The 16,561-nt window shown below is 62.6% G+C and carries 13 protein-coding genes; 4 read left to right on the top strand and 9 right to left on the bottom strand.

All coding sequences use genetic code 11. The features are described 5' to 3' along the window. On the top strand, positions 1-549 hold the full coding sequence (locus NKJ93_RS00985) for a DUF924 family protein (protein WP_031193615.1): 549 nt from the start codon (positions 1-3) through the stop codon (positions 547-549). A 25-nt stretch (positions 550-574) separates the two neighbouring features. Here NKJ93_RS00985 and folK read toward each other — a convergent pair whose 3' ends face one another. The 3 genes from folK to folP are packed head-to-tail and all read right to left on the bottom strand — an operon-like array spanning position 575 to position 2,288. Continuing rightward, positions 575-1,096 carry a 2-amino-4-hydroxy-6-hydroxymethyldihydropteridine diphosphokinase gene (gene folK, locus NKJ93_RS00980; protein ID WP_023717824.1) on the bottom strand — a complete coding sequence of 174 codons (522 nt, stop codon included), beginning with the start codon at positions 1,094-1,096 and terminating at the stop codon, positions 575-577. Continuing rightward, positions 1,080-1,439 (bottom strand): dihydroneopterin aldolase, encoded by a 360-nt coding sequence (gene folB, locus NKJ93_RS00975; protein ID WP_023717825.1) that lies wholly within the window; start codon positions 1,437-1,439, stop codon positions 1,080-1,082. Before folB ends, folK begins: the two co-directional genes overlap by 17 nt. Before the next feature lie 3 nt (positions 1,440-1,442). Continuing rightward, positions 1,443-2,288, bottom strand: a complete 846-nt coding sequence (gene folP / locus NKJ93_RS00970) for a dihydropteroate synthase (protein ID WP_023717826.1) — start codon at positions 2,286-2,288, stop codon at positions 1,443-1,445. A gap of 96 nt (positions 2,289-2,384) precedes the next feature. On the opposite strand from folP, the gene NKJ93_RS00965 reads away from it, so the two are divergent. Both NKJ93_RS00965 and NKJ93_RS00960 read left to right on the top strand, forming a co-directional pair. After that, entirely contained in the window at positions 2,385-3,002 is a 618-nt protein-coding gene (locus NKJ93_RS00965) for a DUF922 domain-containing Zn-dependent protease (protein WP_023717827.1), read from the top strand. A 214-nt stretch (positions 3,003-3,216) separates the two neighbouring features. After that, complete coding sequence (locus tag NKJ93_RS00960) at positions 3,217-4,698, top strand: MDR family MFS transporter (RefSeq protein WP_023717828.1); 1,482 nt, start codon at positions 3,217-3,219, stop codon at positions 4,696-4,698. Between the two features lie 26 nt (positions 4,699-4,724). On the opposite strand, the gene NKJ93_RS00955 is transcribed toward NKJ93_RS00960, so the two are convergent. The 3 genes from NKJ93_RS00955 to NKJ93_RS00945 form a co-directional block, all read right to left on the bottom strand. Continuing rightward, the gene (locus tag NKJ93_RS00955; RefSeq protein ID WP_023717829.1) at positions 4,725-5,753 is read right to left on the bottom strand and encodes an NAD(P)/FAD-dependent oxidoreductase; all 1,029 of its coding nucleotides are present in this window, start codon (positions 5,751-5,753) and stop codon (positions 4,725-4,727) included. Between the two features lie 82 nt (positions 5,754-5,835). Continuing rightward, positions 5,836-6,156: a 2Fe-2S iron-sulfur cluster-binding protein gene (locus tag NKJ93_RS00950; RefSeq protein WP_006334837.1), complete on the bottom strand. Its 321-nt coding sequence runs from the start codon at positions 6,154-6,156 to the stop codon at positions 5,836-5,838. Between the two features lie 97 nt (positions 6,157-6,253). Beyond that, entirely contained in the window at positions 6,254-6,622 is a 369-nt protein-coding gene (locus NKJ93_RS00945) for an Hpt domain-containing protein (protein WP_023717831.1), read from the bottom strand. Positions 6,623-6,907: 285 nt separating this feature from the next. Between NKJ93_RS00945 and NKJ93_RS00940 the strand changes: the two genes are divergently transcribed. Further along, positions 6,908-13,300, top strand: a complete 6,393-nt coding sequence (locus tag NKJ93_RS00940) for an apolipoprotein A-IV repeat region-like domain-containing protein (protein WP_352587062.1) — start codon at positions 6,908-6,910, stop codon at positions 13,298-13,300. 319 nt (positions 13,301-13,619) lie between these two features. Here the strand turns inward: NKJ93_RS00940 and NKJ93_RS00935 are convergent, their stop codons facing one another. From NKJ93_RS00935 to NKJ93_RS00925, 3 genes are all read right to left on the bottom strand, one after another. Next, positions 13,620-14,147, bottom strand: coding sequence for a c-type cytochrome (locus NKJ93_RS00935; RefSeq protein ID WP_502904372.1), 528 nt, complete (start codon positions 14,145-14,147; stop codon positions 13,620-13,622). Between the two features lie 334 nt (positions 14,148-14,481). Next, positions 14,482-15,048: an ABC-type transport auxiliary lipoprotein family protein gene (locus tag NKJ93_RS00930; protein ID WP_502895843.1), complete on the bottom strand. Its 567-nt coding sequence runs from the start codon at positions 15,046-15,048 to the stop codon at positions 14,482-14,484. Between the two features lie 127 nt (positions 15,049-15,175). Beyond that, a complete protein-coding gene (locus NKJ93_RS00925) occupies positions 15,176-16,549 on the bottom strand; it encodes an MlaD family protein (protein WP_352587056.1) in 1,374 nt (457 codons plus the stop codon). Positions 16,550-16,561 lie beyond the last annotated feature (12 nt).

The raw sequence follows: 16,561 nt of genomic DNA, 5'->3' as shown, positions 1-16,561 counted from the left end.
ATGGATGAACTGGACGAACGCGCGCTCTCCGTAACCAGATTCTGGCGCCACGCCGGGGAGGACGCATGGTTCGAGAAGAACGACGCTTTTGATGCCGACTTCCGCACCCGGTTTCTCGATCTGCACTTCGCCGCCGCCCGCCGCGAATGCGACGGCTGGTCCGAACACGCCGAAGGGTCGCTGGCACTGATGATCCTGCTCGACCAGTTTCCGCGAAACTGCTTTCGCGGCACTGGCCACATGTACGCCACGGACCCGCTGGCGCGGCATTTTGCCGGGAAGGCGATCGCTGCCGGCCATGACTTGGCGCTCGACGAAGAGCTCCGCGTCTTTCTTTATCTGCCCTATGAGCATTCGGAGGATCTCGCCGATCAGCTCAAATCGATGGAGCTTACCGCCGCCAAAGCCCCGTCCTATCTGAAATATGCGGTAGAACACCGCGACATCATCCAGCGCTTCGGCCGCTTTCCACACCGAAACAGGATGCTTGGCCGGGAGACGACACCGGACGAACAAATGTTCCTCGACGGTGGTGGGTTTTCCGGCTGATTTTCGGCCACCAATGGCGGCAGCGTCAGGTCTTCCACCATTTCCGGCCTGACGGCAGCCGTTCAATACCCGACGTGTCGACGGCGGCCAGTCGCTCCGACACGCTCTTGCCGTCGACCACAAGCTTCGGTGCAATTTCTGCCAGCGGTGCCAGCACGAAGGCGCGCTCCAGCATGCGCGGATGCGGCACCTCCAGTCCGGTCTCGTGGATGATGCGGTCACCGAACACCAGAATGTCGATGTCGATCAGGCGCGGACCCCAGCGCTCCTCCCGCACCCGCTTCAGTTTTCGCTCGGCGTCGAGGCAAAGGTCGAGCAAAGCCCGCGGCGCAAGCGCGGTCGAGATCTCGGCCGCCGCATTGAGGAAATCCGGCTGATCGAGCTTGCCCCAGGGCGGCGTTCGGTAGAGCGACGAAACGGCAACGACGCGCGTGCTCTCGTCGGCATCCAGAATGCCCAGTGCCGCAGCCATCGACTTCGCCGGATCACCGAGATTGCCGCCAAGGCTGAGATAGACGGTGTTGTTGTTACTATTCTGGCCAGACAACGGTCACCTCGACATGATCGAGCACACCCGGCACCGGGGCGTTCGGCTTGCGCACGGTGATCTCGGCCTTTTTGATCTGCGGAAACCGCGCCGTCAGCGCCCTCGCCACTTCGAGCGCCAGCGCTTCGATCAGAAAGCGCCGCTCGCCGGTAATGATCTTTTCGATGACCGCAAAGGCGATGCCGTAATTGACGGTGTCCTCGATAGAATCGTCGACCAGCGCCCGCCCGGGGTCTACCGTGAGCGCCGCATCGACATAAAAGCGCTGGCCGAGCGTCTCCTCTTCGTCCAGCACACCGTGCCGGGCGAAGAAGGCGCAGTTCTTCATGCGGATGACATACATGGCTCAGCTTTCCCCGATCTCACGTGCGAGCATAGCATCGGCAATAGCCAACGCATCCACGTTGATTGCGACATCGTGGACGCGAAAAAGATGCGCGCCTTTGAGCCTCAGGATGACGCTTGTGGCGGCGGTTCCGGCGCCCCTTGCCGCTGCGTCGCGGCCGGTGACGGTGCCGATAAAGCGCTTTCGCGATGTGCCGGCCATCAGCGGAAAGCCCAGCGCACGAAGCTCGGAAAACCGTGCCATCAGGTCAAGGTTTTCCGCGGCTGTCTCCTTGGCGAAGCCGAAGCCCGGATCGAGCACGATGTGGTCGTCGGCAACACCGCTCCGTTGCGCGATTTCCAGCGACTTCCTGAGGAAGAAGAGCTGATCGGCAATCACGTCGGGCAGTTTCTGCCGGTCCCGTCCCGTGTGCATGATGACAAGGCCGGCGCCGGTTTCGGCAGCGACGCTGGCAATGCCCGGCTCGCGCTGCAGGCCCCAGACGTCGTTGACGATATGTGCACCGGCTTGGACGGCAAGCCGCGCCGTATCCTGGCGATAGGTATCGACCGAGATCAGCGTTCCGCCAGACGTCGCGAGCGCCTCGATGATGGGCACTATGCGGGCCTGCTCTTCCTTTGCAGACACCGGAGAGGCACCGGGACGCGTCGATTCTCCGCCGATGTCGATGACGGAGGCTCCCTCCTCCACCATACGGCGCGCCTGGTCCACCGCTTTTTCCGGGGCATCGAACAGCCCGCCGTCGGAAAAACTGTCCGGCGTGACGTTGAGGATGCCGACGACGATGGCCTTGCCGCCAAGGTCAAGATGGCGCCCATGCGCCAGCTGCCATCGCCCTGTCATCATTGCCCATCAACCATGTTCGATCCCACGTCATGACCGGGGATCAATTCCGTTGCGCCGGAGACGGCGGTAAAGCAAGGTGGGCAAAGAGGCAACACGATGAAACGATCCCTCCTCTGCGCCCTGATGCTCGCTCTGACCGCATTCCCGGCCGGCGCTACGACTCTCGTCAAGACATATAGTTATTTCCCGATCGGCGGCAGGACGCTCGACGACATCGGGACCCAGCTGTCGAAACTCGGGCCTCAGGTGAAAAGCACCGGGTCGCGGCATCCCGGCGCCACCCAGATGGCGTTCACCACCCGCGTCAGTTATGCGCAAAAGCCGGGCTCGTGCTGGATTGCCGACGCTGCCGTTACCGTCAAGGTCAAGGTTATCCTTCCCGAGTGGCGCCGCCCGCGCAAAGCCGATGCAGGCGTCAAGCTGTTCTGGGAGACTTTGTCCGCCGACATCAAGCGCCATGAGGAACGCCACGTCGAGATTGCCAAGAACCATGGCCGCGAACTAGAAGACGCCTTGAAGGCGAGCTACCCTGAAAAGACCTGCGAATTGGCCAAGGCCAAGGCCGCGAAAATTACAGCGGCCATGCTTGCCAAGCACGACCAGGACCAGATGCGCTTCGATCGTGTGGAAAGCGTCAATTTCCAAAGCCGCATCCTGCGGCTTTTGCACTATCGCATCGAGCGCATTGAGAATGGACGGCTCGCTCCCGGCTGAACTCCGCGTCGGACAAAGCCAAATTTGGAACAAAGCCAATTTGGCGAAGCATAGTGCCAGCTTCGAAAAACTTTCGAGCCGCTGTCGAAATCGGCCTATAGCGAACGACATATGCCAGGTTCGCAGGGATCAGCCTCCGGCAAACGCCAATCGGCGTACTAGATGCTTCCCAGCCCGTCGCGGAAGTGCACGCAGGCATAATGGATGAACGGATATGGACCAGGCTATCGACAAGCAAGCGATGGTGGAAACCAGCACGCCGCTGACCGAAACCGAGAAAAACGCCATCATCGGCGGCGTGCTTTTGTCAATGCTGCTGGCGGCGCTCGACCAGACCATCGTCGCGCCGGCGATGCCGACGATGGCACGTCTGCTCGGGCATGCCGAATATCTGCCGTGGATCGTAACCGGCTATCTTCTGACCGCGACCGCAGTGGCGCCGCTCTACGGCAAGATCTCCGATATCTATGGCCGCCGGCCGACCGTCTATGCGGCAATCCTGATCTTTCTCGCCGGGTCGCTGGTCAGCGCCACGGCCCCCAACATGCTGGTCCTGGTTGTCGGCCGGGCGATCCAGGGCGCCGGCGGCGGCGGGCTCTTCGCCCTGACGCAGACCGTGATCGGCGACCTCGTGCCGCCGCGCGAGCGGGCTCGCTACGCCGCCTGGATTTCGGGCACCTGGGCCGTCGCCAGCATCGCCGGGCCGCTGCTCGGCGGCACCTTCGCCGAACATCTGCATTGGTCGCTGATCTTCTGGATCAACATTCCGCTCGGCCTGCTGGCGATGGCGATCATTAACAATCCGCTCAAGAAGCTGCCGATCGCTGCAAAACATCACCGCATCGACGGCCTCGGCGCGCTGCTTCTGGTCGCGGCCACCTCGCTGCTGCTGCTTGCCTTGAACTGGGGCGGCAGCGAGTATCCGTGGCTGTCGCGTGAAATCCTTGGACTGCTCGCCTGCTCAGCGGTGTTCTGGAGCGCGTTCGCGCTGCGGCTGATGCGCGCGGCCGAACCGCTGATCTCGCTGGAAGTGCTCGGCAATCCGATCGTTCTCGCCGGCACGTTGTCGATGTTCCTGCTGCAGGCCGCCAATGTCGGCTTGTCGGTCTATCTGCCGGTCTACCTGCAATCGGTCGTCGGCCTGTCAGTCAGCGAATCTGGCACCGCGTTGCTTGGGCTGATGCTCGGCACGGTGGCCGGTGCGACATTCAGCGCGCGAATGATCCCACGCTTTTTCCACTACAAGCGCATTGCCATGGTCGGAACTGTTTTCTCGATCCTGTGCCTCGGCGTGCTCAGCCTGGTCGCCGGGCATGCCTCGCTATTGCTTGTCGAGGTGTTGACGACCTGCATAGGCCTGGGCACAGGCACGACCTTTCCGGTTGCCACTGTCTCGGTCCAGAACGCCGTCGATCGCATGCACCTTGGCGTGGCGACCGGCGTTCTCACCTTCCTCCGCTCGCTGGGTAGTGCGCTTGGCGTCGCCATGCTTGGTGCCGTCGCCCTTGGTTACGGGCTGCCGCTGGCCAGCGAAGGCACGCAGACGGCCGGCCATATCGCCTCAGCCACGCCGTTCGTGATGATCTTTCTTGCCGCCGCCGCGACCTTGCTGCTGTCGTTCATCACGCTCTGGCTGATGCCGGAGAAAACGCTTCGCGGCCATGCCGAGGCTTCGGCCCCAGCCCTGGCGGAGTAGACCGGCCTGGTGAAATCCGGCGAGCTTCAGTCGACCACGCCGAGCTTCTTCTGCAGGCTGGTCGACGAAGTCGTATACTGGAACACGATGCGCTCGCCGGGGCTGATGATGCGCTTGGCTGCCTGTGCCATTAGAGCGACCTCATGGAAGCCCGACAGGATCAGCTTCAGCTTGCCGGGGTACCAGTTGATGTCGCCGACGGCGAAGATGCCGGGCACCGACGTCTGGAATTTTTCGGTGTCGACCGGGATCAGGTTTTCGTGGAGATTGAGGCCCCATTCGGCGATTGGGCCGAGCTTCATCGTCAGGCCGAAAAATGGCAGCATCCGCGTGCACGGCACTTCGACATCGCCCTCCGGCCCCTTGATCGTGGCGGAGGCTAGCTGGCCGTCGCTGCCGGTCAGGCCCGTCACCTGTCCGACTTGGAATTCCAGCTGCTTCATCTCTTGCATGGCATACATCTTGTTGACGCTGTCGGGCGCTGCCCGGAATTCGGGCCGCCGATGCACCAGCGTCACGCTCTTGGCCACCGGCTGCAGGTTCAGCGTCCAGTCGAGCGCCGAATCGCCGCCGCCGACGATGACGAGGTCATGGCCGCGAAAGTCCTCCATCCGGCGCACCGAGTAGAACACGCTCTTGCCTTCATAGGGTTCGATGCCTGGAATCGGCGGCCGCTTCGGCTGGAAAGAGCCGCCGCCGGCGGCAATCACCACAATTTTGGCTTCGAACACCTCGTTTTCGTCGGTAGTGACGCGGAAGCTGCCGTCCTCCAGCCTTTCCAGGCTCGAAACCATGCGGTTATAGGTGAATTCGGGCTTGAACGGCGCGATCTGCTCAAGCAGCTTGTCGACCAGACCTTGCGCCGAGATCGAGGGCCAACCCGGAATGTCGTAGATCGGCTTTTCCGGGTAGAGTTCGGCGCACTGCCCGCCGGGCCGGTCGAGTATGTCGATCAGATGGCACTTCATGTCGAAGAGGCCGAGCTCGAATACGGCAAACAGGCCGACAGGCCCTGCCCCGACAATGAGTACGTCCGTCTTGGTGATAGCGGTCATGAAGCATGCGCCTTTATGGGAAAACGGCGCGACACTGCATGACCATTGGTCCGCTGCCAAGCGGCAGCGGCAAAAATCGGCTTCAGCCTTGGCGGGCCGGCACGCGCACGACCAGCCCATCGAGGGCGTCGCGCACCTTGATCTGGCATGACAGCCGCGAATTCGGCTGGACGTCGTAGGCGAAGTCCAGCATGTCTTCTTCCATGGCTTCCGGCTCGCCGACCTCCGCCGTCCAGGCTTCGTCGACATAGACATGGCAGGTCGCGCAGGCGCAGGCGCCGCCGCATTCCGCTTCTATTCCCGGCACCGCATTGCGGATCGCATTTTCCATGACGGTCGAGCCGTTTTCGGCATCCACGTCAAAATGCGTGCCGTCATGGGCGATGAAGGTCAGCTTGGTCATTTGTCACCTGAAGGGAGTCTGAGCCGACATAATCACTCTGCCAGACAAGTCAACTGCGGCGCGAAAGCGCCGCTGCGTGGCGTTTTGGGAATAAGTTCTATCGGCTGATGGCGGCGACGAAGTCGCGCACTTCTTCGATCAGTGAGCCAAGGCGCTTCAGCGTGCTGGCGTCGTCGGGCCGGCATTCGATCGCACTGGCGCAATCGGCAATGGCGAAGGCGCCGACCCCGCGCGCCGAGCCTTTGAGCCCGTGCGCCAGTAGCAGCCGCTGCCTGACATCCGCATCGACGATCTTGTCGCGCACCGATAGCGCCTGCTGCACGAACAGTGCCAGCACCTCTTGCTCGAGGCTCCGATCGCCCATCGTCTGGCGCGCAAGATGCGCCAGATCGATCGGCCGCGCCCCAGCTGTCCCTGACACGTCACCGCCGGGCATCGAGAAGGCAATGCCGTTTTCGCCACGTATCACTTTGAGACTCCGTTCTTCGACCGCCGCAAAAAATAGGCGTATCCGGTGGACAACGGGTTAATGATTGACCCGGAAAAATGTCGCGATAACGGCGCCGGAATCACGGCTGTGTTAACCTTATATTTAAAGTTTTACGTATCGGACGGAATGCATGTTTTCTTTACCCCGCTGTGTCATTACGATACGACAGGTCCATTTTCAGCCTCCTGCGCGGGACACGTTAGGCAGAATCAATAAGCACAACCATAAGTCCCACGGCAGCTTGTACAGGGTAGCGAAGGCATGGCGAAGAAACCAACGACGACAAAAACGCTCGACAGCGACGTAGCCAGGGAACTCGAAAAGGCACTTGATATCGATCTGAGCGGCGATGCCGGCGGCGACTTCGACATCGCGGCATCCATGGAAGATCTGGAAGCGCAGATATCGCAAGCCGCCGACGAACTGGCGCGCGAAGGCCGCAGCCAGAACGAGGCGCCTGCCCCCGACCAGGCCCAGAATGCAGCACCCGCCGCCAATCAAAGCCAGAACCTAAATCCCGCGCCAAAAGCCAAGCCGGCTGAGTTGCGTCCCGTCGCAACGCGCAATGGCTCGCAGCCGCCAGCTTTCTCGCCGGCCAACGACGATCGTCAAAAAGACTATAAGACGCTCCTGCACACCCTCAACCGGCGCGCCTCGAACACGATCTATTGGGTCGTGGCTTTTGTTTCGCTGGCCTGGATCGCCGGCGCCGGTGGCCTCGCGAACCTGTTGTTCGGACCTGGCATCTGGAACATCCGCACCTTCGATCAGTTTTTCGCCCGTCCCGAGCTGATCGGCCTGGCGGTCGCGGCAATCGTGCCCGTAATCCTGTTCTGGGCATTCGCAGTGATGATTCGCCGCGCTCAGGAGATGCGCCTTGCCGCGCAGTCGATGACCGAGGTGGCCTTCCGTCTGGCCGAGCCGGAAAATCTTGCCCAGGATCGCGTCATGATGATCGGCCAAGCGGTTCGCCGCGAGGTGGCGGCCATGGGCGAAGGCATCGAACGCACGCTTGCGCGCGCCGTCGAGCTCGAAACGCTGGTTCACAGCGAGGTGAACCAGATCGAGCGCTCCTATTCGGAGAACGAGTCCCGCATCCGCTCGCTGGTCGACGGGCTGGGCAGCGAGCGCGAAGCGGTCGTCACCCATGCCGAGCGTGTGCGCGCCTCGATCACCGGTGCCCACGAGACGCTGAAGGACGAGATCAACGCCGCCAGCGATATCATTCGCGACAGCATTCTCAACGCCTCGACCAAGCTGTCGATGACGATCAACGAATCCGGCGACACGCTGATCGACAGGATCAACGGGAGCTCGATGTCGATCTTCGATTCGGTGGAAGGCCGGCTCGAATCGATCACCGACCGGCTGTCGACGTCGGGCGAGGCCTTCGCCAGCCTGCTCGACACCCGCATCGCCAAGCTGACGGACACCACCGATGGCCTGACGCGGTCGCTGACCGACCTGCTCGACGACCGCACGACCGGCATGGTGTCGCTGCTCGGCGGTGCCGCGCGCACACTCAATTCCGAATTCGAAGCCAGCCTCAACGGCATCGAGCGGACGCTTGCCGAACGTGGCCAGGCGCTGATCAGCGAGTTCCAGACCCGCGCCGAGGCGCTCGACACCGGTACGCAGAAGCTCAACGCCGCGCTGGAGGCTCGCGCACGCCAGATCAACGAGACGCTGGTCGAGCGTGCGCGCGAAATCGCCCACACCTTCCAGGATAGCAAGGAGACGCTGTCGGCGATGATCGATCAGGGCAAGACCCAGATCGGCGCCGACATGGCCGACATCATCTCATCGACCTCGACCATGCTCGAAGCCCGCGCCGGCGATTTCGCCGGGCGCATGGAAGCGGCGCGCCATGTCGTATCGCGATCGTTCGATACGGACATCCAGCGGCTTGCGGATGCTCGCGCCGGCATCGAGGAAGCCGTCGAAAACCACAGCCGCAAACTTTCCGAAAGCCGCGACCGGATGGCGGCGGCAATGCAGGCCGATCTGGCGAAGTTCGCCGAGGGCCGCGCCGAAATCGATGCGGCGGTGACCAACCAGGTGCAAAAGCTTGCCGAAGGCCGCGGCCTGATCTCGCGCGCCCTTGAAGAGGATCTGCGCAAGGTCAACGAATCGCGTGCAGCGATCGACGCTTCGCTGGGCAGCCATCTAGAAAGCCTTGAAGAGGGCCGCAACCGGCTCGCCCAGGCCTTGAACGAAGACTCTGGAAAACTCGTACAAGCCCGCACGATCATTGATGAAATGGTTGCCGGGCACGTCGGAAAGCTCGCCGAAGGCCGCAGCATTCTTTCGCGCGCGCTCGAGGCCGACCTCGGCAAGCTGGCAGACAGTCGCGCCAGCATCGATGGCCTTGTCGCCGGTCAAGTCGAAAAGATCGCCGAGGGTCGCGCCATACTCGCCAGTGCGCTGGAATCCGACATCGCCGGCATCAATGGCCTCATCGAGGCCCATTCGGCGAAATTGGCGCAAGACCGCAGCGGTCTTTCCCAGTCGCTCGAGAACGACCTGTCCGACATCAGAGGTCTGATCGCCGATCATTCGGGCAGGCTCGCCGATGATCGCAGCCTGCTTTCGAAGACGCTTGAAGACGATCTTGCCAAGCTGGCCGAAAGCCGGTCGAGCATCGACGGGCTGGTTGCCGGCCAGGTCGAGAAGCTTGCCGAAGGCCGCGATATCCTCAAGCGCGCGCTGGAATCGGACCTGAACGCGATCAAGGGCGTCATCGCTGGCCAGTCCGAAAAGCTGGCGGAAGACCGTGGCCAGCTGTCACGGGCACTGGAGAGCGACTTGGAGGCTGTGCGCGGCGTTGTCTCCGATCACATGAACAAGCTCGCGGAAGACCGTTCGACGCTGTCGAAGGCGCTCGAAGACGATCTCGCCAAGTTGGCCGAAAGCCGCTCGAGCATCGATGTGATGGTTGCCGGCCAGGTCGAAAAACTGGCAGAGGGCCGCGACATCCTCAAACGCGCTCTGGAAGCCGATCTGAGCACCGTCAAGGGCGTCATTGCCAGTCAATCCGAGAAGCTGGCGGAGGATCGCGGTCAGCTGTCGCGCGCACTGGAGACCGATCTCGAGACCGTGCGGGGCGTCGTCTCCGAACATATGAACAAGCTCGCCGAGGACCGTTCGGCCCTGTCGAAGGCGCTCGAGGACGATCTCGCCAGGCTGGCAGAAAGCCGGTCGAGCATCGACGGGCTGGTTTCCGGTCAGGTCGAGAAGCTGGCCGAGGGCCGCGACATCCTCAAGCGCGCGCTGGAAGACGATCTCGCCAAGCTGGCCGAAAGCCGCTCGAGCATCGACGGGCTGGTTTCCGGCCAGGTCGAGAAACTGGCCGAAGGCCGCGACATCCTCAAACGCGCTTTGGAGGCCGATCTCAACACGATCAGGGGCGCCATCGCCGACCAGTCGCAGCTATTAACCGACAATCGCGCACAGTTTTCGCGCGCCCTAGAGGCCGATCTCGGCAACGTCAACAGCCTTGTCGCTACCCACGCGGAGAAGCTCGTCCAGGACCGCTCGACCCTGTCGAAGGCGCTCGAGGACGATCTCGCCAAGCTGGCCGAAAGCCGCTCGAGCATCGATGGGCTGGTTGCCGGCCAGGTCGAGAAGCTTGCCGAAGGCCGCGACATCCTCAGGCGCGCTCTGGAAGCCGATCTGGAGAGGCTTGCATTGAGCCGCAGCGAGGTCGACGAGATTGTCGCCGGTCATGTCGGCAAGCTGACCGAGGGCCGCGACATGCTGACCCGCGCATTGCAGGACGATCTCTCCAGGCTCGCCGACACGCGCAAGGATGTCGACCGTTCGCTGTCCGGCCATATCGACCAGATCGCCGCCAGGAGCACCGACATCTCCGATGCCATCGCTGCCGACGTGGAAAAGATCGAGCAGGCGTTCAGCCGGCAGACAGGCATCATCGAGGAGCGCGCCAGCACCATGGAGCGGGCGCTGTCGACGGGTGTCGACAACGTTCGCAGTGTGCTCGAAAGAAGCGCGGTCTTCGTCGCCGGGGCGCTGCGCGAGAAGGTCATGGAAGTCACCAGCGCTCTGCATGAGCAGGCGGGCGCTGCATTCAGCGATGCCGACCGCAAGATCGCCGAGCGCGCCGAGCAGACCTCGGCCGCTCTGCTCGCCAGGGCGGAGGACATCGCCCGCACCTTCGAGGAGGCGGATCGTCGCCTCGCCGCCCGCGCCGAGGATACGTCGAGCGCACTGATTGCCCGCGCCGACGACACGTCGAACACCTTGCTCGCGCGCGCCCAGGAGACGGCCGATCAGCTGGCAACCCGAGCAAGTGAGATTGCCGGTACCTTCGACGCGGCGGACCACAGGCTGGTCTCTCGCGCCATCGAAACGGCCCAGTCGCTGGCTGCACGTGCCGGCGACATCTTGCGCAATTTCGAAACAGCTGACGAGCGGCTGGGCGTGCGCATCGGCGAATCCGCCGAAGCTCTCGCGGCACGTGCGTCGGATCTCGGCCGCATTTTCGATGCCGCCGACCAGCAACTTATTTCGCGCATTGCCGAAGGCTCCGAAGCACTTTCGGCACGTGCGTCCGAGATCGGCCGCATCTTCGAGGAGGCCGATCATCGCCTGGTGTCCCGTATCGCCGACAGCAGCACCGCAATCGGCGAACATGCCGACAACATTGTCGGTGCCTTCACCAGCACCGAGCAGCGGGTTGCCGAACGCGCCAGGCAGACTGGCCAGGAACTCGCCGTCCATGCCCGTGAAATCGAGCAGCTGCTTGCCGGTGCCGACGAACGCCTGGCCTCGAGTGCTGCCGCCACAGCGGCCCGCGTCGAGGAGCAGGTCGCCAGCGTCGAGAACCGCCTCGCCTACACTGCCGAGACAATGGGCCAAAAGCTCAACGAACAGGTCTCGAACGCCGAGGCGCAGTTAGTCTCGCGTGCCAACACGATCGCCGAAACCTTCACCGCGGTCGGCCAGCATATCGGCCAGAGCACCAACGACGCTGCAAAGACCATCGGTGCCAATACTCGCGAGCTCAGTACGATGCTTGCGGCACGTTCGGCCGAAATATCGAAAATCCTGGACGAGACGGCACGGCCTCTGGTCGAGCGCTTCGCCCAGGGCGGCTCCGAGCTGCAAAAGAGCATGGAAGAGGTCACCGAACGTGCGACAGAGAAGCTGCGCACTCAAAACGCCGCCCTCGTCGACGCCCTCGCCAGCCGCACGGCCGAAACTCTGTCGGCCGTCGAAGGCGCGCGCTCGACGCTTGCCGACAGCGTTGCCGACCTCATCGGCCGCATGACCGCCTCCAGCTCGCAGCTCGGTCAATTGATCGAGCAGGCGGCGACCAATCTCGGCCAGGTCGACGAACGCCTGACTGGGAGCACGCAAAGCTTCGCGGCGACCACGGAAAAGACCGCCCAGACTTTCGCCAGCTCGGCGCGCCTTGTCGATTCGAACACGACGCGGCTCACCGAGCTGTCGTCCTCGACCTTGCGCGAGGTTGCCTCTATCGCCACCAAGTTCGACGAGCACAGCCGGTTGCTATCCAGCGCCTCGGATCTGCTGAGCTCGGCCCAGAGCAACCTCGAGCACACGCTCGAAAGGCAATCGTCGCTGGAGGACCTCGCCGTCGGCCTTGTTAAGAAGTCGGAAGATCTCGAACGGGTCATGCGCTCGTTCGAGAATCTGGTCGGCCAGACGCTGCAGAACGCCGAAGGCAAGACGCTGGAATCCGCCGACAAGATCCGTGCCGCGATTTCCGAAGTGGTCGATTCGGCTACCAAGCGCTTTGCCGATGCGACCGAGGAAATGCGGCGCACCGCCGGCTCGATCAAGAGCGAGCTCGACCTCACCCGAGCCGAGCTCAAGAAAGGCGTCATCGAGATGCCGGAAGAGGCAAAGGAATCAACCACGGCTATCCGCCGTGCCGTTTCCGAGCAGATCAACGCGCTGAAGGAACTTTCTGAAATCGTTGCCAAATCTGGCCGCAGCGCCGACAGTTCGGAACAGCGCAACCTGCGTCCGGCGCCGCAAGCGCCTGCCGCACGCGCCGCCGAGCCGCCACGCCGCCCGGCTCCGGCTCCGGCTCCGGAACAGCGCCATGCACCGCAGGCGCCTTCGGGCGAGACGGCGCTGCGCGGCACGCTCGACCTCGAACGTCCCGCAGACACAGCGCTGCGCCAGCGCGACCCCAACGGCCGCACGCCGCAAGGCGGCTGGGTGCGCGACCTCCTGACCGGTGCATCGCGCGAAGACGACGCCAAGCCGGCGGCGCCTGCCGAAGCGCCGCGCCCGGCTCCCGCTCCGCGTTCGCCGCTTCATGTCGTGGAATCGCTGAACTCGCTCTCCGTCGATATCGCCCGAGCCATCGATCACGATGCCTCGATCGAGCTGTGGAACCGATACCGGCGCGGCGAGCGCGACGTCTTCACGCGCCGTCTTTACACGCTGAAGGGCCAGCAGACGTTCGACGAGATCCGCCGCAAATATCAGTCGGAGGCGGAGTTCCGCGCTGCTGTCGATCGTTACTGCGACGATTTCGAAAAGCTGCTCAAAGACGTGTCGCGCAACGACCGCGACAACATCATGGCGCAGACCTACCTGACGTCGGATACCGGCAAGGTCTACACCATGCTGGCCCACGCCAGCGGCCGCTTGCATTGATCAGACGACAATGGAACATGAAAAAGGCGGGAAATTCCCGCCTTTTTCGCGCCGTGCTGATCTTGATCCTATCAACGCATGAAGCGACACCCCAGGATGCGTTCAAATGACGAGGCATCCTGCTCTATCTGTTGTTTAGCCGCATTTCTGCGGTGCCAACTAACACCATTGGGCAGAATGCTCTAGGGTCAAAAACCAAACACTCTGAACGACCGAATTCGACCCATTTTTGCCGTTCCGATATCGGGCCTCACCATCTCCAAGGCGGTACATTCACCCACTATTCGGCGAGAAAAATCTCGTTCCGATCAAAGCCGCCCTACTTCGTTGCAGCGGCTGCGGCTTCCCCCGGCGGCATAATCCGCATCATGAAAGCCGACACCGTTTCCCCGGGTTTGAACGGGCCGGGAACCTGATGGCTGACCGGCTTCACACTTTGGAGGAATGCCGCGATAGCCATGGCGTCATCCGCGGTGAGATGCGCAAAATCGCGCCAAGGCATGATCGGCGCCAGCATACGGCCGTCCGGCCGTTCGCCGGTCTGGACCGCGGTGACGATCTGCTCCGGGGTCCAGCTTCCGATACCGGTCTCCTTGTCAGGCGTGATATTGCGGGCGACAAAGACACCAAGACCAGGAATCTCGAAGCCCACATCTGAACCGCCAAGAAAGCGCGACATGTCGGGCTTCCCGAAGAAGTAACCGGGTGTGTGGCAGTCGCTGCAGCCGGCAATCGTAGCCAGATATTCGCCGCGCGCAATCTGTGTGTCGTCGGCCATGGCCGCGTAAGATGGCAGGGCAACAATTGACGCTGTCAAGAATGCAAGATGAATTAGTGTCCGAAACATTGCTTCCTCCCTGTGGTCTGTTCGTGGTTTGTCCGTCGACCTCCCGCGTCGTCAACTGGTCGCAATTCCCCGATTTGGCGACGTCGGGGACGTTAAATTTTAGCATGGCCAGGACGGATTACTATCAGCGATCAATTGGACCGTCGGCACTTGTCGTGTCCGGTTGAGCAACTGTTACGAAGCTCGCTAGCCGACGCACAACGCCTTCGCCTTCTTTGGCGCAACGTGCTCGTCCTGGCAGATGAGCCGAACGGCAACCTACCACCCATCTCGGCCATTGGGGCAGTCAGATGATTGAGTTTGATCCTAGCTGCGCCCGGCAGTTCCGGCCGCGTCAGATGACAGTGTCCGTCCAGCGGACGATTTGCCCGGCCGCATCACCGAACGCCGCGTCGAGCGCGCCGACATAGGCCTGGTTGCCGCTGCCCGAAACGGGCGCGATGGCGCTAAACGTCTTCGAAGCGCGCACTTCGCCGTTGCGGTCGTTCAACAGGCGCACGAACAGCTCGACCTCGGCATGTTGGCCGCCATCGACACGCACCTCGAACGAGCGGATCTCGACGATCACCTGATAGTCGATTGCCAGCCCCTCGCCCGGCTTACCGACGCCGGTGAAGCTGCCCGAGCGCTGGAACGTCTCTGCCAGCCGCGCTTGTACGATCATCGGCAGCCGGTCGGCCCATTGCGCGCCCTTGAGATACTGGATCGATCGCGGCGATGGCTTGATGACGATGTTCTGGCTGTCCAGCGCCTTGAGCGCCGACGGCTGGGCGATGAGGATCTGGCGACGGCTGTGGGCACGCGCTTCCAGCGACGGCGCCGAAAGCTCGAACGTGTCCAGCGGTGCCGGTCCGCCGCCAGGCAAGGCCGCGCAGCTTGCAAGCGCAAGCGCCAGCAACACCGCCCCGCTCTTCAACCCACTCGATCTGATGCTGCCTGAACTGATCGACTTCAAACGCGATCCCCCCCGGATCGTGGAAACAACGCGTATCTGCAAGCTATGTTCTTGCTGTGGGCGGAGGCCGAAGTCAACGGCGCACCCTGCCGTCGAACTGCCGGACCTCGCCCTCGCCGCCGGACAGGATCCGCTGCGGGTTGCGGCTCAGATCGGTTACCGCCTCCTCGATGCGGGTGATCGAACGACGGCTGTCCTGGACCAGCGCTTCGACGTTTTGCAGCCCCTGTCCCGAGAATCGCGCCAGATTGTCGGTGATGGTACCGAGACGGGCGTTCAGCGTGTCGGCGACCTGCTTGAACGATTTCAGCGTCGCTCTCGCGTCGGCCATGACGCCGTCGGCCTGGCCGGAGCCGAGCAGTTTGTCGACCTTGGCAAGAATACCGTCGACTCGCACCGAGGCATCGTTGAGGCGGCCTGCGAGCTGGTGCGCGTCTTTGATGGTTTCATCGATGTCGTCGGCTCGGTTGGCGAACTTGTTGGTCACCTTGGCGATATCGGCGGCAGCCTCGTTGGCGTTTTTGCTGGCCTTCTGGATGTTGGCCAGCGCGGTGCGAACCTCAGCCGGATCGATGCCGTCGAGAACGCCGTCGACCTTGGCCAGCGTGCCTTGCGTCTTCTGGGCGAAGTCGTTGATCGAGCCGACCGCAGTGTCGACGTTCTTGATGACCGTGTCGAACTGCTTGCTGGTTTCCTTGAGGTTGGAAGTGACCGTGTCGACATTGGCGACGATGCTCTTGATCTGGTCCTTGTCGACGGCGTTGAGTAGCCCTTCCGCCGCCTTCAGAGTGCCGTCGAGCTTGCCCGAAACACCCTTCAATTCGTCCGCCAGCGAGCTGACGCTGGCCAGGAACTTGTCGACCCCGTCCGAATTCCTGGCCAGTGCATCGGAGAAGGTCTGGACATTGTTGACCGTCTGCGTCAGCGGCCCGCGAACGTCCTTGGTGAAGCCTTCGAGCTCCGAAAGGACCTTGTCGGCGCGGGTGAAGATGTTCTGCGCCGTCTGCAGCAGATTGGTGACCGCCGACGGGTTGGCAACGATCTCAGCGACACGGCCTTCCTTTTCCGCCTCGTCGAGGAGTTTTGGCTCCTTGGGGTCGGCGCCCTTGAGCTCGATATTGGCCTGCCCGGTGAGGCCGGCAAGCCCGATATCGGCCTGCGTCGACTTGGTGATCGGCGTATTGCGGTCTATTTCGGTGTCGGCGATGGCAGCGGTCGGATTGTCGACGTCGATATAGACACGGCGCACGTCGCCGACCTTGACGCCGTTGAACAGTACGAAGCTGCCACGGCCGAGTCCCGAAGCCGACCCTGGAATGCGCACGCGCAATATGGTCGTCTCACCCTTGTCGCCGATCGCCGCCGTCCAATAGACGAAAGCGAAAGCCGCGAGGATGGCGGCCAGCGTGAAAATGCCGACAATGACGTAGTTGGCCCTGGTTTCCATTGCTCACTTATG

It is taken from the genome of Mesorhizobium sp. M0028, assembly GCF_040323855.1.
Classification (GTDB): Bacteria; Pseudomonadota; Alphaproteobacteria; order Rhizobiales; family Rhizobiaceae; genus Mesorhizobium.
Note: the sequence above shows the minus strand (reverse complement) of the source record. Positions and strands in the feature narration are given on the sequence as shown.

Bases quoted from the DNA above. Each gene is read 5' to 3' on its own strand.
- NKJ93_RS00985 (WP_031193615.1), top strand. From the start codon at position 1: ATGGATGAACTGGACGAACGCGCGCTCTCCGTAACCAGATTCTGGCGC.
- folB (WP_023717825.1), bottom strand. From the start codon at position 1,439: ATGTATGTCATCCGCATGAAGAACTGCGCCTTCTTCGCCCGGCACGGT.
- folP (WP_023717826.1), bottom strand. From the start codon at position 2,288: ATGATGACAGGGCGATGGCAGCTGGCGCATGGGCGCCATCTTGACCTT.
- NKJ93_RS00965 (WP_023717827.1), top strand. From the start codon at position 2,385: ATGAAACGATCCCTCCTCTGCGCCCTGATGCTCGCTCTGACCGCATTC.
- NKJ93_RS00960 (WP_023717828.1), top strand. From the start codon at position 3,217: ATGGACCAGGCTATCGACAAGCAAGCGATGGTGGAAACCAGCACGCCG.
- NKJ93_RS00955 (WP_023717829.1), bottom strand. From the start codon at position 5,753: ATGACCGCTATCACCAAGACGGACGTACTCATTGTCGGGGCAGGGCCT.
- NKJ93_RS00950 (WP_006334837.1), bottom strand. From the start codon at position 6,156: ATGACCAAGCTGACCTTCATCGCCCATGACGGCACGCATTTTGACGTG.
- NKJ93_RS00940 (WP_352587062.1), top strand. From the start codon at position 6,908: ATGGCGAAGAAACCAACGACGACAAAAACGCTCGACAGCGACGTAGCC.
- NKJ93_RS00935 (WP_502904372.1), bottom strand. From the start codon at position 14,147: ATGTTTCGGACACTAATTCATCTTGCATTCTTGACAGCGTCAATTGTT.
- NKJ93_RS00925 (WP_352587056.1), bottom strand. From the start codon at position 16,549: ATGGAAACCAGGGCCAACTACGTCATTGTCGGCATTTTCACGCTGGCC.